Origin of the sequence: Oceanobacillus luteolus (assembly GCF_042678205.1) — a bacterium.
GTDB lineage: Bacteria > Bacillota > Bacilli > Bacillales > Amphibacillaceae > Oceanobacillus > Oceanobacillus luteolus.
The window spans coordinates 1-19,975 of sequence record NZ_JBHUDE010000045.1 but is presented as its reverse complement, the minus strand read 5'-3'; the positions used below and the strand labels follow the sequence as shown (position 1 = coordinate 19,975).

19 protein-coding genes and 2 riboswitches are annotated in these 19,975 nt (G+C 37.6%); of the genes, 16 read left to right on the top strand and 3 right to left on the bottom strand.

Annotated elements, in window-relative coordinates; translation table 11 throughout:
* Positions 1-649: 649 nt before the first annotated feature.
* The gene (locus tag ACFSBH_RS09900) at positions 650-1,408 is read right to left on the bottom strand and encodes a hypothetical protein (RefSeq protein WP_251516374.1); all 759 of its coding nucleotides are present in this window, start codon (positions 1,406-1,408) and stop codon (positions 650-652) included.
* Positions 1,409-1,523: 115 nt separating this feature from the next.
* Positions 1,524-2,396, bottom strand: a complete 873-nt coding sequence (locus ACFSBH_RS09895) for a hypothetical protein (protein WP_251516371.1) — start codon at positions 2,394-2,396, stop codon at positions 1,524-1,526.
* 379 nt (positions 2,397-2,775) lie between these two features.
* On the opposite strand from ACFSBH_RS09895, the gene ACFSBH_RS09890 reads away from it, so the two are divergent.
* The 14 genes from ACFSBH_RS09890 to ACFSBH_RS09825 all read left to right on the top strand — a co-directional run bounded on the left by ACFSBH_RS09890 (position 2,776) and on the right by ACFSBH_RS09825 (position 17,265).
* Positions 2,776-3,258, top strand: a complete 483-nt coding sequence (locus ACFSBH_RS09890) for a RidA family protein (RefSeq protein WP_379597310.1) — start codon at positions 2,776-2,778, stop codon at positions 3,256-3,258.
* A gap of 266 nt (positions 3,259-3,524) precedes the next feature.
* A riboswitch (SAM riboswitch) is annotated at positions 3,525-3,627 on the top strand.
* Between the two features lie 313 nt (positions 3,628-3,940).
* Positions 3,941-5,776, top strand: coding sequence for a bifunctional homocysteine S-methyltransferase/methylenetetrahydrofolate reductase (locus ACFSBH_RS09885; RefSeq protein ID WP_251516351.1), 1,836 nt, complete (start codon positions 3,941-3,943; stop codon positions 5,774-5,776).
* A gap of 85 nt (positions 5,777-5,861) precedes the next feature.
* Positions 5,862-8,144 carry a 5-methyltetrahydropteroyltriglutamate--homocysteine S-methyltransferase gene (gene metE / locus ACFSBH_RS09880; protein WP_251516348.1) on the top strand — a complete coding sequence of 761 codons (2,283 nt, stop codon included), beginning with the start codon at positions 5,862-5,864 and terminating at the stop codon, positions 8,142-8,144.
* A 31-nt stretch (positions 8,145-8,175) separates the two neighbouring features.
* Positions 8,176-8,451: a glutaredoxin family protein gene (locus ACFSBH_RS09875; protein ID WP_251516346.1), complete on the top strand. Its 276-nt coding sequence runs from the start codon at positions 8,176-8,178 to the stop codon at positions 8,449-8,451.
* Between the two features lie 21 nt (positions 8,452-8,472).
* The gene (ssuE, locus tag ACFSBH_RS09870; RefSeq protein ID WP_379597307.1) at positions 8,473-9,045 is read left to right on the top strand and encodes an NADPH-dependent FMN reductase; all 573 of its coding nucleotides are present in this window, start codon (positions 8,473-8,475) and stop codon (positions 9,043-9,045) included.
* A 255-nt stretch (positions 9,046-9,300) separates the two neighbouring features.
* Positions 9,301-9,404, top strand: a riboswitch (SAM riboswitch).
* 90 nt (positions 9,405-9,494) lie between these two features.
* The gene (locus ACFSBH_RS09865; RefSeq protein ID WP_251516342.1) at positions 9,495-9,641 is read left to right on the top strand and encodes a YezD family protein; all 147 of its coding nucleotides are present in this window, start codon (positions 9,495-9,497) and stop codon (positions 9,639-9,641) included.
* A gap of 113 nt (positions 9,642-9,754) precedes the next feature.
* Positions 9,755-10,762 carry an LLM class flavin-dependent oxidoreductase gene (locus tag ACFSBH_RS09860; protein WP_251516340.1) on the top strand — a complete coding sequence of 336 codons (1,008 nt, stop codon included), beginning with the start codon at positions 9,755-9,757 and terminating at the stop codon, positions 10,760-10,762.
* 30 nt (positions 10,763-10,792) lie between these two features.
* Positions 10,793-11,311: a GNAT family N-acetyltransferase gene (locus tag ACFSBH_RS09855; protein ID WP_379597304.1), complete on the top strand. Its 519-nt coding sequence runs from the start codon at positions 10,793-10,795 to the stop codon at positions 11,309-11,311.
* A 14-nt stretch (positions 11,312-11,325) separates the two neighbouring features.
* Complete coding sequence (locus ACFSBH_RS09850) at positions 11,326-12,507, top strand: amidohydrolase (RefSeq protein WP_251516336.1); 1,182 nt, start codon at positions 11,326-11,328, stop codon at positions 12,505-12,507.
* Between the two features lie 15 nt (positions 12,508-12,522).
* Positions 12,523-13,329 (top strand): MetQ/NlpA family ABC transporter substrate-binding protein, encoded by an 807-nt coding sequence (locus tag ACFSBH_RS09845; RefSeq protein ID WP_251516334.1) that lies wholly within the window; start codon positions 12,523-12,525, stop codon positions 13,327-13,329.
* A 30-nt stretch (positions 13,330-13,359) separates the two neighbouring features.
* Entirely contained in the window at positions 13,360-14,439 is a 1,080-nt protein-coding gene (locus ACFSBH_RS09840) for a methionine ABC transporter ATP-binding protein (RefSeq protein WP_379597302.1), read from the top strand.
* Positions 14,381-15,031: a methionine ABC transporter permease gene (locus tag ACFSBH_RS09835; RefSeq protein WP_379597300.1), complete on the top strand. Its 651-nt coding sequence runs from the start codon at positions 14,381-14,383 to the stop codon at positions 15,029-15,031. The genes ACFSBH_RS09840 and ACFSBH_RS09835 overlap by 59 nt, the downstream gene beginning before the upstream one ends.
* A gap of 22 nt (positions 15,032-15,053) precedes the next feature.
* Entirely contained in the window at positions 15,054-15,902 is an 849-nt protein-coding gene (locus ACFSBH_RS09830) for a MetQ/NlpA family ABC transporter substrate-binding protein (protein ID WP_379597298.1), read from the top strand.
* Between the two features lie 70 nt (positions 15,903-15,972).
* Complete coding sequence (locus ACFSBH_RS09825) at positions 15,973-17,265, top strand: LLM class flavin-dependent oxidoreductase (protein WP_251516418.1); 1,293 nt, start codon at positions 15,973-15,975, stop codon at positions 17,263-17,265.
* A gap of 80 nt (positions 17,266-17,345) precedes the next feature.
* On the opposite strand, the gene ACFSBH_RS09820 is transcribed toward ACFSBH_RS09825, so the two are convergent.
* Positions 17,346-18,257: a DMT family transporter gene (locus tag ACFSBH_RS09820; protein WP_379597322.1), complete on the bottom strand. Its 912-nt coding sequence runs from the start codon at positions 18,255-18,257 to the stop codon at positions 17,346-17,348.
* Positions 18,258-18,487: 230 nt separating this feature from the next.
* Between ACFSBH_RS09820 and ACFSBH_RS09815 the strand changes: the two genes are divergently transcribed.
* Positions 18,488-18,976, top strand: coding sequence for an Lrp/AsnC family transcriptional regulator (locus ACFSBH_RS09815; RefSeq protein WP_251516329.1), 489 nt, complete (start codon positions 18,488-18,490; stop codon positions 18,974-18,976).
* 229 nt (positions 18,977-19,205) lie between these two features.
* A complete protein-coding gene (wrbA, locus tag ACFSBH_RS09810) occupies positions 19,206-19,817 on the top strand; it encodes an NAD(P)H:quinone oxidoreductase type IV (RefSeq protein WP_251516327.1) in 612 nt (203 codons plus the stop codon).
* Positions 19,818-19,975 lie beyond the last annotated feature (158 nt).

The following is a 19,975-nucleotide window of genomic DNA, read 5'->3' as shown; positions in this document are numbered from 1 at the left end:
ATAAAGAACCTATCTAGATATCTCCCTGTAACTCTCTCCTTCCCCATGTAACTTTGTTCTTCCCTGATGGAACTAAGTTGGTATCGGAGTAGAAAAAAGAGGGTGGAGAGAAGAACGGAAGCACACAATGTTCCAATGCTTTTACAATAATATATCAATCGGTTTTTCAATCAAATATCAATCAGAATTCGGGGCGGGTCCAGTAGGATTTCGTCCCTTTTTCTTTTTCCCAATACGGGAGAAAGTCCTCCAATCCCTGCCAATCGTGGTTTCTGGCAGTATCCAATCCCTTTTCAGTTGTTATCCTAACTGTATTAATCCGAAGGATTTCCATTCACTTTTCGTGTCTTTTTCCATAGCTTTTCCAATAAGATTTTATCACTTTTTCCAGTCTTTTCTCTTAATTCTTCCTTCTATTCCGGGAAGAACTTAGTTACAATGTACGAATATTCTATACAAGCCAGAGGAGTTATTTCAGGTTATTTTCGGGTGTTTTGGGGAAGAACTAAGTTCCATTGCCATAAGGGAGTAAAGAGGGGGTGGAGGCTTGGAGGATAAGGGGTTGGTTGGATTTGGGGCGGATACCAACTTAGTTACAGATACATACTAGAATAATAGATAGGTTCTTTGTCATATCATTAGGAATGTTTTAAGAAAATGAAGAGCTATGATATTCTTGCCATTTTCTCACATGTTGACAAAGTTGTTTTTCGTTTTGTTGGAATTGTTTCATCCTGTGTCCATTCGCACCGGATGGATGTGGAAATCCATTTAGGTAAGTATGCCCGGATACTTTCTTTTCTTCTATTAATTTATACATCATTTGTTCTACTGTTTTGCCAAGCGGAATAAATAATGCAGGTGACGTAATGTGCGCTAGTTCTTCCGGGAATACTTCATATGCATAATGTTGTAATAAAGGGGAGCTGTTGATTGCTGGCTGATGACCATTATAGTTTTTTCCATGAGTAAAGACTGGATTTTTGATTATCGAAGTAGTATGAAGTAAATCGCTACTTTTTCCAAATAGGTCGGATGATGTAGGAATACCTAGCACTTCTGGAACACCACATTGATCAAGCATGCTAGTGAGGTTTCTTCTCATGGAACCGAAAAATCTTGCGGCCTTTTTTGTTTGAATAAGGCAAGACTCTATATCTTCACCTTCTGCTATGCTTTGTATAAATTGTTCATATGCAGCTTTCATCTGGTTCCATCCTGGAGTAATTCCAACAATAATGACTTTTGCGTTGCTGTTGATATACTCATTGTGGGGAGCGTAGTAAATTTCTGTTGTCCCGTCTTTTATCATTAAAAAATGTTCTGTTAATAAATCTTGTTTAGTAAGTGGCCTGTCTTTAGGCAGTTTTTTGATAGCAGGTAAATAACGGTCTACTGTTTTTTGCATCCTAGCATACCCTCCTTTAAAAGCGACTCCTTCTTAGTTTTTTAAAGTAAACCTGTTTTTAGGGAGATGCAAGGGATTTGCACTAAGAAATCATCTAGTATAAGTTCTAGTAGTTCTACATGATATTATCTATAAAACTCAAAGAACATTTGATGGAGCAGTAATCTCTGGATTCATCTATCTTTACATGTTGTTTTATATTTAGTTTGTTAAGATCCTGTTGTTTTCCACAATGGGGACATCTGAAAATAGAATATCCGTAATTGGTTATACTTAAAAGCTCATCAAATGTTATTTTTTTCCTAATTAAGCAAACCCCTGGGTTCCAATGATAAAGCCACTTTCTAATTTTATTGACGACGTAAAATCCTGGATACTTGATACGATGCGAGTTTTCTGTTTGGATTAATGGAACTTCTATTAAGGATAATTTTTTTACTAATATATCTCTAATAGTTGATATCATGCTTTCTGTACCAACAATCTCAATGGTTGGTATTTTGGTTTTATTATTAAAAGATATACTACCATTACCCTCGAAGTATCCAAGAATAAAAGCTGCATGGTTTGTTATAGTATTTACAGGATATTCTAATTCAGCATTCGTAGTCGGTACCAAACCACAGCTCATTAGATCATCATATATATCTTTATTTCCAATCGTTAATTTAGCATAATTTCTCCCATTCATTACTTCTATCACTATTGGCCGTTTTGAGGAGAGGAGTTCTTGAATGTATTTTAAGATATACTTATCCCTTTCGGGGACTTTGATGGAAAGCCCAGAGTGCTTTATATTTTTAAAGTTAAATAGATACCCCTTTGAATAGATCCACCCCAGTACATATTGCTGTTCTGCAGAATCAATAGATTTAAAATAATGATTGGATGATTGTCCTTTTTGATTAGTGTTCAAAGATTGCATTTGTTTATATTGAAACGCAATATCTGTAGAGTCCTCTTGAATATGCTGCTTTTCCCCGTACAAACCAATTCCACCTTTCCTGTTCAGAAGGAATAAACGAAATCTCCAGTATATTAGTAAATTTCCTATCCAGTTTCAGTTTGTACATTAGTTGATATTTCCATACCATTATTCCATATAAAAGGGAAGAGATCGTAGATGTATCGTGGAATCGAATAGAAAGACATACTTAAGGATTTAAAAATGAGAGGAATTTTAATCCATCAAATTGTAGATAATACTTTAGGGAAGTGAGGTCATTCTATAAAGAAACATTCTCTAAAAGTATGAACTTCAACAGCTTTATGGAAATAAAAGGATAATATACCAAGAGAATATTCTACCCATAAAACTATTCACAAGTTTTCCAGCACTAACAACTGTTGCTGCTCAAGCTCTACCAATGAATGCTTTAGTGCAAATTGAAGCAGTCATATCTCACGGAGATGGCACTACTCCACAAGATGTGGAAGACAGGCATGGAATCGTTATAAAGGCAAACAACACGGAACAAGCACCTAAGAGTTCTATATCTACACAGACTGTAGCGTTTTCCCATTACAATCACATTTCAGCTCAATTACCTTTGAATCCGGAAACCGCTGAGTTGGTGTCTGGCGACGTGAAAGAGCAGACGGAACAATGCTTGAAAAATATTAAGGCAATCATTGAAAGTATCAATCATGTGATGGACGATGTCGTTAAAGTAAATATTTTCCTTAAAAATATTGAAGATATGGCTGCGGTAGACGAAGCTTACACCACTTTCTTCCCAGACGGCATCCCTGCCCGAAGAACGGTTGGTGTATCGGCTTTACCTAATGATGCTTTAGTCCAAATCGATGTAATCGTATCGAATGCTGAAGGGACACCTCCAGAAGTATAACAGGCAAACTCTTGTAAATACAGGAACAATTGAATAGTAATATGTTTTATTTAAAGATGTTCGCTAATTGCTTTAATTTCCTCATCGGTTAATTGCACATCACGTGTTTTCAAGTTATTAAGAACTTGATTTCAACGCTTCGCACCAGGAATGACTGCATCGATAGCATCTCTTGTCAGAAGTTTAATAAAAATGAAATGTAGAATTGTTTGACAGATTAAAAAATTCCGTGTAAGATGTATTTACAATTTAATATCTAGTTATATTTCTTATCCAGAGAGGTGAAGGGACTGGCCCGTTGAAGCCTCGGCAACAGACTGAATCAGTACTGTGCCAATTCCAGTAAGCCAAGTGCTTTGAAGATAAGAAGAGAATGAACGGATGAATCCAACCTCTTCTTATTTGCATAGGAAGAGGTTTTTTGATATTAACTTATTAGTCGACCAACAGTTATTCTCTTCCATCTAGCATAGGCAAGTTCTTCGGTATCAGAACTCCATAAGAATAAAAAGGGGGATGTGAGTCTTACAGAGCTTGTTCAACACAAAAATGCTTCTTAAAAAAAGTTAATTTGCCGATTAGACAACTAAAGGCATCTAACAGTTTTTCCGGTATTGATTCGGAAAACTGTTAGATGCCTATTTTGTTTTTCAATGTTAGCAAACTTGGGGGTGCATAATTTTTGACTCTTTTAACAGACTTGAAAGAACGGATTTTAATTGCTGATGGGGCAATGGGAACGATTTTATATTCAAATGGGGTAGATCGTAGCTTTGAGGAATTGAATCTGACGCAACCAGAACAAATCCAAACAATTCATGAAGCGTACATCAATGCAGGGGCTAATATCATACAAACGAACACCTATGGTGCCAATTATATTAAACTGGCACGTTATGGATTGGAAGAACAAGTGAAAAAAATTAATCAAAGAGCTGTTCAAATCGCTAGGAAAGCGAGTAACAATAAAGTCTATGTTTTAGGAAGTATAGGAGGGATTCACGGGGGGCAAACGTTAACCGTAACGGAGGATGAAATTAAACGTAGTTTTAGAGAGCAATTATATTGTTTATTACTGGAAGGTGTAGATGGTCTGATTTTAGAAACGTATTACAGCTTGGATGAATTAAGGACTGTTTTAAAAATTGCCAGAGAAGAAACAGATTTACCGATTATAGCGAATGTATCCATGCATGAACCAGGTGTGATTGAAAATGGTTTGGCATTGGCAGATGCATTAAAAGAATTAGAAAGTCTTGGTGCTGATATTGTCGGTACAAATTGTCGGCTTGGTCCATCACAAATGGTTAGATCGCTTGAGTCGGTTCCACTTCATGAACATGCATACTTAGCAGCTTATCCAAATGCGAGTCTGCCCGCTTATCGTGATGGTGTGTTGTTTTATGAAAATAAACCGGATTACTTTAAAACTTGTGCCAGTGATTTACGAGATCAAGGTGTTCGGCTAATAGGTGGTTGTTGCGGTACAACGCCGGAACATATCCGTGCGTTAACTGAGGGAATTCAAGGTTTAGTACCACTGGAACAAAAAAATGTGAAGAAACCAGAAGAAGGAAATTTTTTAACTGAAAGAATCCGAGTAGGAAAAACAATTCCAGAACTTGCGATAGAACGCCATACAGTTGTCGTTGAACTAGATGCCCCGAAACATTTAGAAATGACTGGATATATAGAGGCGGCAAAAGCGTTAAAGCAGGCAGGAGCTGATGCGATTACGCTTGCGGACAATTCCCTTGCCACACCGAGAATCAGCAATATTGCCGTTGCAAAGCTATTAATAGAACAAGGTATTCGACCACTCGTTCACTTAACTTGCCGTGACCGTAATTTAATTGGACTACAGTCACACTTAATGGGATTGCATACTCTCGGTATTACGGAAATGCTGGTGATTACCGGAGATCCAACGAAAATTGGTGACTTCCCCGGCGCGACTTCGGTATTTGATGTCAATTCGTTTCAATTGATCGAACTAATCAAAAAAGGAAATAAAGGAATTTCATTTTCAGGAAAATCATTAAGAGAAAAAACCGACTTCAGTGTTGCCGCAGCATTTAATCCGAACGTAGCTAATCTGAAGAAAGCAGTACAACGATTGGAAAGGAAAATTTCGAGTGGTGCGGATTATATTTTAACGCAACCGGTTTATAGTACAGAAAAAATAATTGAAATAAAAAAGGAAACAGCTATTTTTGACATTCCGATTTTCTTAGGAATTATGCCGGTTACTACTTCCAGAAATGCTGAGTTTCTCCATAATGAAGTGCCGGGAATCAAGCTGACGGATGAAGTACGTGAACGAATGAGAAAAGTGGCAGGAGATAAAGCACAATCAACTGCTGAGAGCATTGCGATATCAAAAGATTTAATCGATACAGCGCTGGAACACTTTAATGGAATTTATTTGATTACACCATTTATGCGCTATGACATTACAATCGAACTTGTCGAGTACATCCGCGAAAAAACGAAGGTATTGGAAAAAGTTGCATATTAGACATCATAAACCGTTGATTGTACAAACCAAACTAATAAAAATCGCTTCATGGCGAGAAAAGATATAAAAAATTGGAGGAATTAATGTGTCGAAGATCAAAAGTTCAAATTTAGGCTATCCACGAATCGGGGAAAACAGGGAATGGAAAAAGGCACTTGAAAGCTACTGGAATGGTGATATCACAGAAGCGGAACTATTGGAAAAAACAGGAGAAGTTCGACTTCACCATTTAAAGAAGCAAAAGGAAATAGGAATTGATCTCATTCCTGTTGGAGATTTTTCACTATATGATCAGGTACTTGATACATCAGCAACCTTTGGAGTTGTGCCAAAACGTTTCCATTATACGGGAGGTAAAGTGGACCTGGACACTTACTTTGCAATTGCACGGGGTGCCGATGATGCCGTTGCGTCGGAAATGACTAAATGGTTCAATACAAATTATCATTATATCGTTCCGGAATTAAATGATGTAACACCAACATTAGCGGAAAATCGAGCACTCAACTATTATAACGAAGCGAAAGGGAAACTAGGGATTGATGGAAAAGCTGTTATTTTAGGACCAATCACTTATTTAAAGATTTCAAAAGGATACGAAGAAAGTCAATTTAGCGAACTGGTGGATACATTTCTTCCATTATATGTTCAGGTTCTGAAAGAACTGGTCGATGCCGGTGCTACGTGGGTGCAAATTGATGAGCCGATTTTCGTTACCGATGTGGCTGAAAATGTTTTGGCAGCAGCGCAAAAAGTATATCAAACTTTTGCCGAAGAAGTTCCAGAGATTAACATTATATTTCAAACCTATTTTGAAAAAGTATCCGATTATGAAACGATTGTTAATTTACCGGTAAAGGGGATAGGACTTGATTTCGTGCACGGAGATTCACTAAGTTTATTGCAAGAATATGGATTTCCGAAAGATAAAGTACTCGCTGCAGGCATTGTCGACGGTCGCAATGTATGGCGGGCAAAGCTTGGAGAAAAATTGACGCTTTTAGAAACAATTAAGCAATTTATAAATGAAGATCAGCTAATCGTTCAGCCGTCATCATCCTTACTTCACGTTCCAATCACGAAAAAGCTGGAACAAAAGATTGATCCGATAGTTCTTGGGGGCCTATCATTTGCGGATGAGAAGCTAGAAGAAATTGTAATTTTGACGAAAGGATTGCAACAAGGTAGAGCAGCAATCGAGACAGAAATTCAGAAATCAATTACCGAACGGAATAATTTACAAGCAAACTATCGTTCAAATGACAAAGTACACGAGGAAATAAAAAATCTGACGCCAGAAGATGCAAAACGGAATGTATCTTTTGAAGAACGCTCAAAACTTCAAGAAGAATGTTTGAATTTACCATTACTACCGACAACTACGATTGGTAGCTTACCACAAACAAAAGAAGTAAGAAGTACCCGTGCGAAATGGCGTAAAGGTGAAATTACAGATCAACAATATGAAAAATTTGTAAAGGATAATATTAAACGCTGGATTGATATCCAAGAACAATTGGATCTTGACGTTCTTGTCCATGGTGAGTTCGAACGTAATGACATGGTTGAATATTTTGGTGATAAATTTAACGGATTTATTGTAACGGAAAATGGGTATGTTCAATCTTACGGCTCACGTTATGTGAAACCGCCGCTAATTATCGGTGATGTATCTTGGGAAAAACCAATTACGGTAAAAGAAAGTGTTTATGCACAATCATTGACCGATCGTCCTGTAAAAGGAATGCTGACTGGACCGGTAACGATCTTGAACTGGTCATTCGTTCACGATGCAAGTCATCGTTATGAAACGATGAAGCAGATTGCATTGGCTCTTCAAAAAGAAGTTGTTGCATTAGAAAAGAATGGCATAAAAATCATTCAAGTAGATGAGCCTGCTTTACGTGAAGGGTTGCCACTAGACAGGGCCAAATGGGAAGAATATCTAAAAGTATCTGCATATGCATTCCGTTTAGCTACTGCAAGCGTTGATGCAGATACACAAATTCATACCCATATGTGCTATTCGAACTTCGAGGATATTTTTGATTGTATTGATGCACTTGATGCTGATGTAATTTCGATTGAGTCATCGAGAAGTCACGGAGAGATCGTTTCAACTTTCGAAGAAAACACGTACAGAAAAGGGATTGGACTCGGTGTTTATGATATTCATAGTCCAAGGGTTCCATCTGTCAATGAAATAAAACAAAATATTGACCGGGCATTAGAAACCATTTCACCAAAGCAGTTTTGGGTTAATCCAGATTGCGGACTGAAAACACGCAAAGAAGAAGAAACTGTAGCAGCATTGGAAGTAATGGTGCAAGCTGCAAAAGAGGCACGTCAAGTAAAAGTAACAATATAAATTTATGCTTAGGGAGAGGTGGAAGACTACGTTGGCAAATAATCTATCAATTGTAGTTTGGTCCAAACAAGGTTGCAGTTATTGCACGGAAGTAAAAACATATCTACACGAAAAAGGTTTAGCTTTCCAAACGATAGATGTAACGGAAAAGGATGACAGGAGAGATATTTTACAAGCTAAGTATGGGGTGCGCCATGTACCAGTTGTCGAGATTGGTCAAGGGAATGTATATGAAGCGGTAACAGAAGTTGGGATTGAACATTTGGAGAAAGCACTGGAAAACACCGCCTTGAAGGGCATCCATTAAAAATTGGAAAGGGGAATGACTATGGGGAGAATTGTCATTGTTTCTGGAAGTCCATCTTCGTTATCGAGATCAGAACGCATTCTTTATTATTTAGGAGACCTCGCTATGCAGGAAGGATTTTCTGTTCACCATGTTTCTGTAAAAGATTTCGATGCAGAGGACCTGCTTTTTGCAAACTTCAACAGTTCTAAGATAAAAGAGATTTCTGTGGAACTGCAAAAAGCGGATGGTGTTATCGTTGGATCCCCTGTATACAAGGCTTCATATTCCGGCGTATTAAAAGCACTGTTTGATCTGCTGCCCCAAGATGTTTTACAAGATACTTTTGTACTACCGGTGATGACAGGAGGCAGTTCATCGCATTTACTCGCGCTCGATTATGCATTGAATCCTCTACTGGCAACAGTAAAAGCACATAGCTTAAAAGGACTATATTTCCAAGATAGTGAAATAAGCAAGACTGGCAGTGAAGTTATAATTGATAATGTTATGTTAAATCGAACGAAGAAGCAGCTTAATTATTTTATGAGGAAGATTTCAGTTGATGTGCCAGTTATATCAGAAAAAGATGTAGTAAGTGCAAGTCATTATTAAATACTATTTCTGAAAGTAGCAATAGGCTTCTGATTATGAGCTACTTAAGGAAATATTATCAATTTGAACATGTTGTGGCCATATTTATAAGCATTAACGTCTAACATCGGAATTTATAAAAAATTCCCTGAATTTTCCTTGACAAGATAATAAAGGGATGCTAAGATGTACAGTATTAGAATAAAGGTATTATTCTCAAAGATTTATAAGCTTTAACAAAGTACTACTTACAACATAAAAAACTAAATAAAGTATTTCTTATCCAGAGAGGTGGAGGGACTGGCCCTTTGAAACCTCGGCAACGGACTTTTATAGCACCGTGCCAATTCCAGCAAGTCGATGTGACTGGCAGATAAGAAGAGAATGATATAAATGAAAACCTCTTCTTATTTGTATAGAAGAGGTTTTTTGAATTTTCTATATAATATTTTGATAAAGGAGGAGATTCTATGGCAAATGTAACTGACAAAAAGATCTTAGACATCGTAACCGAATTGAAAAAACTTAAATTTGGATCCTTAATCATAACTGTTCATGACGATGAAATTACACAAATAGAAACAACTGAAAAATTACGTTACCAAACTACAAGGTAAGAATCATCAAACGAAATGAAGCATGCCGATTAGACAACTAAAGGCAGCTTTCCATTCATTATTGAATGGAAAGCTGCCTTTTGCAATTTTTTAGAGGGAATGGGGGAGAAATAATGAGCTTAAAACTTGGGATTCTTGATCAAAGTCCAATTTTTAATGGAAAAACAGCAGCTGACGCATTTCAGCATACGATACAACTGGCAAAAAGAGCTGAAGAATGGGGGTACTCCCGTTTCTGGGTTTCGGAGCATCACAACATGGAGCAGGTAGCAGGTTCTTCACCAGAAGTATTAATTTCGCATTTGTTAGCACAAACAAATACGATTCAAGTTGGTTCTGGTGGTGTGATGCTACAACATTATAGTCCTTATAAAGTTGCCGAAAACTTTAATGTTTTATCAACTCTCGCTCCTGGAAGAGTAGATCTAGGAATTGGGAAGGCTCCTGGTGGATTACCTTTGTCTACGAAAGCATTACAAAATGGTGAATCAAATAATAAAAATGATTTCAATGAGCGCTTCACATTTCTAAAACAATTGATAGATGAAACGGTTGAGCATGACCATCCATTAGCAGGTATTCAAGCTTTACCAAGGCCAGATGAGAAGCCGGATATTTATTTACTTGGAGGAAGTGTTAATAGTGCCAAATTTGCTGCTGATTTAAGAGTTAATTTTGTTTACGCAGGATTTTTAAATAATGACGATAAAGTACTTCATGAAACAGTTCATAACTTTAAATCGAATTTCAGAGAAGGGAAGTTTATTTTCTCTTTAGCAGTCCTTGCAGCACCTACCCAAGACGAAGCAGAAAAATTAGCGGCGGAGCATAAATTATTCAGCCTTCATCTTCATGACGGCCGGACATTGACCGTTCAATCGGAAGAGCAAGTTTTGGCATATGAGAAACAAGCAGAAGGCCCTTTTGAAGTACAAGAAAAGGCAGCGAATATCATAGCTGGAACACCAGAATATGTGAAAGGGGAGCTAATTCGATTTCAACATCTCTATCATATCGATGAATTTATATTGCATACTCCGATTCGAAGAGAAGCTGAGCGTTTTCGTTCGTTCCAACTATTGAGCCCACGTGAAGTTGCAGCGAAAGTGGAATCAATATAATCTTGATTGATTATCAAATGGAGGACAGCCATGAGTAAATTAATTAGTAATCCAGTCAGTGTCAATGAGTTGCTTAGAGAGGATATGGAGAACGTTCGGCGTGTTCTGATTGAAAGTTACCAACAGTATGAAAGCTATTTCCCTCCTCAAGCGTGGGAGGATTATTTAAAGAGAATTGTTTCTTCTATTGATAATCCGAATGTAGATAAAATTCTAGTAGCCAAACTGGATCAAGAAGTTTTAGGCACTTTGCAGTTATTTCAATCTGGAGAAAAGGCATATGCAATTCCAGAGCTTAAAATCGAGGCACCGATTATTCGGCTACTCGGAGTTCATCCCCGCGCAAGAGGTCGTGGTGTTGGCCATGCTTTATTAAATACTGTCATTCATGATGCAAAAGCTCTCGGCGAATCGAGCATATATTTGCATACAACTGATTTCATGCATCATGCAATCAAAATTTATGAAAAGCTTGGTTTCAAAAGAGAGGTATCAAAGGATTTTTCAAGAGGAAATATTGTATCGAAATGCTATAGGTTGGATTTATAGAGAGGGGAACTGCCATGTTTAAAACGGATTTGAATGATTACTTAATTTCAATTAGACGTCATTTACACCAGTATCCGGAGCTATCAACTAAAGAATTCGAAACAACGAAGTTTATCCAAAAAGAGTTAGAAGAGATAGGGATTAATATAAGAAAAACAGGCTTAAGAACGGGGGTGTTTGCCCAAATAGAAGGAGCATCTCCCGGACCGACGATTGCAATTAGAGCTGATATCGATGCATTGCCAATCCATGAAAAAACTGGCTTACCTTACGCTTCAAAAATAAAAGGTGTCATGCATGCTTGTGGACATGATTTCCATACAGCCGCATTAATTGGTGCTGCTTCCTTATTAAAAAAGAATCAAAATAAGTTGAGAGGAAATATTAGATTCTTGTTTCAGCCGGCAGAAGAAATAGGCGGAGGAGCGGAACAGGTAATTAATGATGGCCAGCTTCAAGGGGTCGAAGCCATCATTGGCATCCATAATAAACCCGATTTACCAGTTGGCACAATTGGTTTAAAAGCTGGAGCGCTAATGGCGTCTGTCGATCGATTTCATATTAAAGTCGCTGGGAAAGGAAGTCATGCCGCTATTCCGCAAAATGGAAAAGATCCCATCCTTGCCGCCTCACAAATCGTTACAGCCCTACAGTCGATTGTCAGCAGAAATGTTTCACCTTTGGAAAGTGCTGTAGTAAGCGTGACAAGAATAACCGGCGGAAGTACGTGGAACGTCATCCCGAGTGAAGTGATTCTTGAGGGGACGACTCGAACGTTTAATCATCAAATTCGCGAAGAAATTATAGAAAAAGTAAATACGATAGTTGAAAACACAGCGCGGGCATATTCAGGGGAAGCTAGTATTGAGTGGTTTCCAGGACCACCTCCATTGGTCAATGATGCAGAAACGATAGACATTTTACGTGAAGCGGCTCAAGAACGAGGACTAAGAGTAGTAAAACCGCAACCGACAATGGGTGGGGAAGACTTTGCCTTTTATCAGCAGCAAATACCGGGCGCATTTGTATTCTTCGGGACAAATGGCAATGAAGAATGGCACCATCCTGCATTTACAGTCGATGAATCAGCGCTCATTGAAGCCTCTTACTTCTTCTATGAAAGTGCTTTGTCATTATTAAATGAAATTCAGGACAATCAAGATGAAAAAGTAGGAATAAACCAGGTTAATAATTAAAAAGGGGTAGAGAAAATGAAAATCAAACATCTTTTAGCGATGATCACAATTGGATTATTTGTAATAACAGGTTGTGTGGAAGGATCAGCTTCTGAAAACGAGAAAGCGACATTGAAAGTTGGGGCTTCTTCTGTACCACATGCAGAAATATTGGAGTTTATTGCACCAGATTTGGAAGAAGATGGTGTGAAACTAGAAATTATGATTTCTACGGATGGTATTCAAACGAATCAGCAGACATCAGATGGAGATTTAGATGCAAATTTCTTCCAGCATACGCCGTATTTAGAACAAGTTAACGAGGACAGTGGGCTAGATTTAGTAGTAGTGGAAGGTATTCATATTGAACCATTTGGAGTGTATTCAAAGGAAATTGATTCCATTGATAACTTATCGGAAGGGGCACAAATTGCTGTTCCGAATAACCCTTCGAACTTCTCAAGAACACTCCTGCTTTTTGCAGAGCATGGAATAATTGAATTGAATGATGCTAAATCAGGTGACTTCTTATTGGAAGACATCACTAGAAACGATAAAAACTTAGAATTTATTCCAGTTGATCCACCTCTCTTAGTTCATTCCTTAGATGATGTAGAGGCTTCGGCCATCAATACAAACTATGCTTTAGAAGCTGATCTTAAGCCTCTAGAAGATTCTTTAATTATTGAAGGATTGGACTCACCATATGTCAATGTTTTAGTCGCTCGTCCCGACAACAAGGACAGCGAACTAATTCAAAAACTTGCGGATGCATTAACAACGGAAAAGGTAAGGGAATTTATATTAGATAATTACGAAGGAGCAGTTGTCCCTGCGTTCTAATGAAATCAATATTCTTCAGGAGGGGTTAGATTGATAGAATTTCGTCAGGTCTCCAAAGTATTTGATAGTGGTGGAAAAAAAGTTGAAGCATTAAAGAATATTCAGTTAAGCGTTAATAAAGGGGACATTTTTGGAGTGATCGGCTTCAGTGGAGCCGGGAAAAGTACACTTATCCGTACCGTGAATTTATTGGAATATCCGACATCGGGTGAAGTGATTGTCAAGGGGAAAAATTTAGCAAAACTGTCTCATAATGAGATACGAGAAGCAAAGAAGGATATCGGAATGATTTTCCAACACTTTAATCTGATAAATTCTAGAAATGTCTTTCATAATGTAGCTATGCCTTTATTGCTAAGTGGATATAACAAGAAAGCGGTAGAAGATCAGGTATATGAAACTCTTCGTTTTGTTGGATTAGAGGAGAAGGCAAATAATTACCCGGATCAGTTATCAGGTGGACAAAAGCAACGTGTTGGAATTGCCCGAGCATTAGTAACGAATCCTTCCATATTATTATGCGACGAAGCTACATCAGCATTAGATCCGGAAACTACAAAGTCAATCTTAAATCTATTAAAAAGGATAAACGAGGAATACAATATTACGATTTTAATCATTACCCATGAAATGGAAGTTATCAAAGAGATTTGTAATCGGGTTGGGGTAATGGAAGATGGTCAAATTATTGAAACAGGAAGTGTCTATGAAGTTTTTGCACATCCAAAAACAGCTACAACACGTAACTTTGTTAAATCTGTCATTCGCGATGAAGTGCCTCAAAGTGTTTATCAACTGTTAAAAGAAAAGGATCATTTTAGTCGTATCTTCAAAATTGAATTTTTCGGAGCAGACTCCGGGCAACCGACTGTTTCTAAAACTGCAAAGATTTACAACGTGGAAATCAATGTTCTGTTTGGAAACATTACGGAATTACAAGGGATTCCTTTTGGTGACTTAGTTGTCGAGTTAATTGGAGATAATTACGAAATTGAGCGAGCGATTGAATATATCATTAGCCAAGAAATCGAAGTGAAGGAGGTTATCGAAGATGGAAGTGAGCAAAGAATTGATATTGAACGCGTTGTGGGAAACGCTTTACATGGTTAGTGTTTCACTCTTTTTTGGAGGGATCATCGGGATATTCTTAGGTGTGTTATTAGTAGTAACGAGGAAAGGACATATCCTGGAAAACCGGTTGATTTATTCCAGCGTGAATCCAATCGTTAATATCTTTCGTTCCATTCCGTTTATTATCTTGCTTGTAGCAATTATTCCTTTTACAAGGTTAATTGTAGGTACATCAATTGGGACAACGGCTGCGATAGTTCCCCTGGTACTTCATATAGGGCCTTATTTTTCTAGGTTAGTAGAAAATTCGTTATTAGAAGTAGATGAAGGAATTATTGAAGCAGCAAAAGCGATGGGAGCGACACCACTGCAAATCATTTATCGCTTTTTAATGCCAGAAGCTTTTTCTTCATTAATTTTAAGTTTAACAACAGCGACGATTGGATTAATAGGTGCAACTGCAATGGCAGGAGCAATTGGCGGTGGAGGACTCGGGGATGTAGCCATAACCTATGGCTATCAGCGATTTAGTTCCATTACGATTCTAGTAACTGTTGTTATTCTAGTGATCCTCGTTCAAGCTATACAGGAAATTGGAAACAGACTAGAACGAAAGGCAAGGAGAATTTAGAGTGACAAAGAGGAGTGTAATCATGAAAAAATGGTTGTTTCCGTTATTTATAGTATTGAGTGTGTTGTTAGGTGCGTGTTCTGGAAATGCAAAGGCAGTAGATGAACAAGCAACAGTCAAAGTTGGAATTCGAAGTTCCGAACTGCGAACATGGGAATATTTAAAGGAGCAAGCCGAGAAAGAAGGAATAAAAATCGAAATTGTCAATTTCTCATCTGCGTATGATCCAAATCAAGCCTTAGTTGAAGGAGAAGTTGATATAAATGCGTTCCAACATGTAGCATATTTGGAGTCATTTAATGAGAATACCAATTCAGAAGTTGTTCCAATTGGCACAACGATTATTGCTCCACTGGGATTGTATTCCAGTAAATATCAAGCGTTGAGTGAAATTCCAGATGGGGCACAAATAGCTGTGCCGAATGATGCACCTAACTGGGGAAGGGCGTTGTTACTACTACAAGAAGCGGGATTATTAACGGTTGTTGATGACTTTGATGGTTTTGGTGGTGAAGACAAAATTAAGGAAAACCCCAAGAATATTGAAATTGTACCAGTAGATGGTGCAAATGCCCCTCGTGTAATGGAAGATGTAGCTGCTTCGGTAATAAATAATGGGGTTTCATTGGAGGCGGGGCTAACACTAAAAGATGCGATTATTCATGAAAGTCAAACAGCAAAACCTTATATCAATGTAATCGCGGCTAGGGAACAAGATAAGGATAAGGAAATTTTCCAGAAGATAGTTGAAATTTATCAATCCGACGAGACAGCTGCATTTATTGAAGAGACATATCAAGGGAACTATCTTCCAATCAATATCTCTTTAGAGGAATTAAGTACATTTAAAGAAACTTATTCAAATAACTAAATTTGTTGAGGGAGAGAGAAATGTGACGAAAAGACAAATAAAATTAGCGGCATATTTGATAGGGACAGGGATGCACGTTGCCTCCTGGCGCCATCCACTATCAAGTCCAAATGCAAGTATTGATGTAAAGGCACTGCAAAAGCTAGCACAGATTGCTGAGAGAGGAAAGTTTGATCTTGCGTTTGTTGCAGATAGTTTAGCAATTAATCACGAGTCACATCCACAAATTTTGAATCGCTTTGATCCAGTAGTACTTATAACTGCCTTAGCTTCAGCAACCGAGAAAATCGGTATCGGGGCTACAGCCTCGACAACATATAACGAACCATTCACTCTTGCACGTCAATTCTCATCCGTCGATCATGTAAGTGGTGGGCGTGCGGCATGGAATGTGGTGACGACAGCTGATGCAACAGGACAAACGGCCTTGAATTTTAGTAGGGAACAGCATTGGGAACATGATCATCGTTATGAGAGGGCGGAAGAGTTCGTAGATGTAGTAAAAGGCCTGTGGGATTCATGGGAGGATGATGCTTTTACTTATAACAAAGAGACAGGAGAATTTTATGACCAGGATAAAGTACATGAGCTCCATTACAAAGGCAGATATTTTTCAGTAAAAGGCCCGTTGAATATTGCAAGGTCAGTTCAAGGTCAGCCGGTAATCATTCAAGCTGGTGCATCCATTCCAGGACAGAGACTGGCAGCCCGCACCGCGGAAGTTGTTTTTACGCACTGGGATAATATTGAGGATTCGAAACAGTTTTATCGAAAATTAAAATCACAATTAGTGGACTTTGGCAGGAGTGAAAATGAGCTTCACATTCTCCATGGCATATCACCAATAGTAGGAGAAACTGAGAAAGAAGCATATGAAAAATATAATGAGTTACAAAAACTCATTGATCCATATGAAAGTTTGAAATTTGTTTCTGGATATATGGGGAATGTAGATTTTTCCAAATACTCTCTAGATACACCAGCAAAAGAAGTGGAATTTCCAAAAGTAAATAGTATCCAAAGTCAATTCAATGAAATGAAGAAGATTATTGAGGAAGAAAATCTCAAAGTTGGAGATCTCTATACTAGATTTTTCGGCGCAGCTAAAAAAGACGGCTTTATTGGTACGCCTACACAAGTAGCAGATGAGATGGAAAAATGGTTTACAGAAAAAGCAACAGATGGTTTTATGATTCAATTCCCCCTTTTACCAAGGGATTTGGAAGATTTTGTTGAGTTAGTTGTTCCGATTTTGCAGAAAAGAGGCTTATTCCGCTTGGATTATGAGGGAAATACATTACGTGATCATCTTGGCCTGAAAAAACCAGAAAATCGTTTCACGAAAGGAAAAGTTACGAATTAATAGGAAGTGAAACCTTGAGTCCCACCTACTTAAAAAGTACGGTGGGATTCAAAGTTGGGCGAGAAAAGGTGCATGAGTGTCTAGTCGTGTCTCAACTTTCCTAAAGAGAATATATTCAATTCTTTTGTTTTAAAGTATGAAAATAAATAAGTACCAGTTATTACAATGGCACTACCTATCCCCTGTATCCAAGTCATTTGTTCACCTAAGAATAGAAAAGCTAAAATTGCAGTAAATACCGGGTTAAAATTAAGAAATACCCCTGATGTCGTCGAACCTAATTTTTGAACACAAATACTCCAAAGCAGCATACATACAACGGTTGAGATTAGGCCTGTATAAATGATTGCACTAATAAAGGAGATATTAATATTTGTAACTGTAAAATTAGGGACACTCAATGGTAGAAGGATAATCAGTCCAAAAACGGCAGAGTACAAAGTAGACATTAGAGCCGTAGTTTTTGTCATAGCCCATTTCGTGCATATGGTGTAGAACCCCCATACACAAACTGCAGCCAACATCCATAAATCTCCAGTATTAAAACTCAATGAAAGCATATCGTTTATTTCACCTTTAGTAAGTACAAGAGTTACTCCAAAGAAGCAGAAAATCATGGAAATAAACTGAAGTACATTTATTTTCTCTTTGAAGAATATAAAAGAAAAGACTGCGATGGAAATCATATTTAATGTGGAGATTAATCCTACATTTGGAGCTGTCGTTCGTTCTAATGCAAGAAACTGTAAAAGGTTAAACAGCACTACACCTGTTAATCCCATGAAAAACAATGGAAGAAGTGCAGCACGTGGTGGCAGAAGTTTTCTTTCTTTTTTCCAAACAAGTGGGACTAAGCAGACAACCGCAATGATCCATCTTAAAGTCGTCAGAGTGATCGGTGAGGCATGCTCCACAAGTATTTTACTGACGACAAAATTTCCTCCCCAAAATAATGAGGTTAATAGCAATAAGACATAATACATCATCAACATTAATTCAAGCCTTCCTTTTTTAAACAGTAACATTCAATATGAAAAAGTGCTTTAAGTATTGAATGCTTTACTTTAAATCATTTTAACATTATCGAACATTTATTAGTGGTTATTTTGTATAATGGAATAAATTGAAAATAATATTAAGTTAAAGTGGATTAAAGGAAAATAATGTTCAGTTCATGAGTTGCTTTATCATAATATCCGAAGAAAATAAAGGGGTGAAAATATTGGAATTCAGTAAAAATAAAATGCTTGATGAATTGGATTGTAACATCTTACATATTTTACAAACCGAAGGGCAGCTAAACAATTCAGAAATCGCTAAACGGGTGAACTTATCTCCGCCGGCAACTCATACAAGGATAAAAAGACTGGAAGCTGAAGGGTACATCACGAATCATGTTGCGATTTTAAATCAGGAAAAATTAGGATTTGATTTATTATCATTTATTTTTATGAGTACAAACATACATCAACAAGAAAAGTTGGAAGTCTTAGAGAGAAAACTAAAGTCAATGCCGGAGATTTTGGAATGTCAGTGCATTACCGGAGAGTATGATTATCTTCTCAAGGTTGCAAACAAAGACCGCAAAGAATTAGAAAACTTCATCAGGAAATTAAATAGTCTTGGTATTACTCGTATTCAAACTAGCTTAGCATTAAGGGAAATTAAATATTCCACAGCTTTACCTATCTGGGATGATGAAAATCGTTGAATAGTTTTACTGGGATTCTCAAAAAGGAGCTTCCATGTGCCTATGTGCATATGGAAGCTTCTTTCTTGTCCATTGTAATACTAAGCAAAGGTTTAAGTTAAGTTGTGGTATTGAAATTTTGTAGCAGGATATTCTAAGAAATGGTATTAAAAATTAAATACAAGAAAGGATAAAGTTAATGGGCTTCCTAAGTCGATTATTTGGGAAAAAGGAAAAGGAGATGGAAAGCATGTCAAACGTTAAGTTAGCAATTGTATTCTATAGTATGGGTGGAACGAATTTTCAATTATCCAAGTGGGCAAAGGAAGGGGCAGAGGCAGCTGGTGCAGAAGTCCGATTATTAAAAGTTCAGGAATTAGCGCCAGAATCAGTTATTGAAGGTAATGAAGTCTGGAAAAAAACTGTAGATGCTACAAAAGATGTTCCTGTTGCAACCTCTGATGATCTCGAGTGGGCGGACGCAATTATCTTTAGTACCCCTACTCGATTTGGTAATGTGGCATCTCAGATGAAGCAGTTCTTAGATACACAAGGTGGATTATGGGCGAGTGGCAAAACAGTAAATAAAGTGGTAAGTGCTATGACTTCAGCACAAAACCCACATGGTGGACAAGAGGCTACAATTCTTGCTTTATATACATCGATGATGCATTGGGGTGCAATTATTGCTGCTCCTGGATATACAGATCAAGTGTTGTTCGGTGCCGGAGGAAATCCTTATGGAACAAGCGTATCTGTCGACCAGGATGGAAAAATGATAGAAGATGTGGAAGGTGCGGTTAAACACCAAGCAAAACGGACGGTTCAGGTTGCGGAGTGGGTTAAAAAAGGAAGTCAATAAGAGATAATGCGGACCAATCGAGTGGATTGGTTCGTTTTTTATAGGTGAAAGTACACTAGCGTTGCATAAATAATACCAGAATTTTCAGTTTTAATCTTTTTTCTATTAGAGCCAAAAAAGTAAATACCCAACTAAAGGTGGCTCCATTCATTTTTTTT

What these genes read in the sequence shown, in the direction of transcription:
- ACFSBH_RS09860 (WP_251516340.1), top strand. Translation starts at nt 9,755, where the DNA reads ATGAGCTTAAAACTTGGGATTCTTGATCAAAGTCCAATTTTTAATGGA.
- ACFSBH_RS09850 (WP_251516336.1), top strand. Translation starts at nt 11,326, where the DNA reads ATGTTTAAAACGGATTTGAATGATTACTTAATTTCAATTAGACGTCAT.
- ACFSBH_RS09900 (WP_251516374.1), bottom strand. Translation starts at nt 1,408, where the DNA reads ATGCAAAAAACAGTAGACCGTTATTTACCTGCTATCAAAAAACTGCCT.
- ACFSBH_RS09865 (WP_251516342.1), top strand. Translation starts at nt 9,495, where the DNA reads ATGGCAAATGTAACTGACAAAAAGATCTTAGACATCGTAACCGAATTG.
- ACFSBH_RS09830 (WP_379597298.1), top strand. Translation starts at nt 15,054, where the DNA reads ATGAAAAAATGGTTGTTTCCGTTATTTATAGTATTGAGTGTGTTGTTA.
- ACFSBH_RS09835 (WP_379597300.1), top strand. Translation starts at nt 14,381, where the DNA reads ATGGAAGTGAGCAAAGAATTGATATTGAACGCGTTGTGGGAAACGCTT.
- ACFSBH_RS09825 (WP_251516418.1), top strand. Translation starts at nt 15,973, where the DNA reads ATGCACGTTGCCTCCTGGCGCCATCCACTATCAAGTCCAAATGCAAGT.
- ACFSBH_RS09845 (WP_251516334.1), top strand. Translation starts at nt 12,523, where the DNA reads ATGAAAATCAAACATCTTTTAGCGATGATCACAATTGGATTATTTGTA.
- ACFSBH_RS09890 (WP_379597310.1), top strand. Translation starts at nt 2,776, where the DNA reads ATGAATGCTTTAGTGCAAATTGAAGCAGTCATATCTCACGGAGATGGC.
- ACFSBH_RS09820 (WP_379597322.1), bottom strand. Translation starts at nt 18,257, where the DNA reads ATGTTGATGATGTATTATGTCTTATTGCTATTAACCTCATTATTTTGG.
- ssuE (WP_379597307.1), top strand. Translation starts at nt 8,473, where the DNA reads ATGGGGAGAATTGTCATTGTTTCTGGAAGTCCATCTTCGTTATCGAGA.
- ACFSBH_RS09855 (WP_379597304.1), top strand. Translation starts at nt 10,793, where the DNA reads ATGAGTAAATTAATTAGTAATCCAGTCAGTGTCAATGAGTTGCTTAGA.
- wrbA (WP_251516327.1), top strand. Translation starts at nt 19,206, where the DNA reads ATGTCAAACGTTAAGTTAGCAATTGTATTCTATAGTATGGGTGGAACG.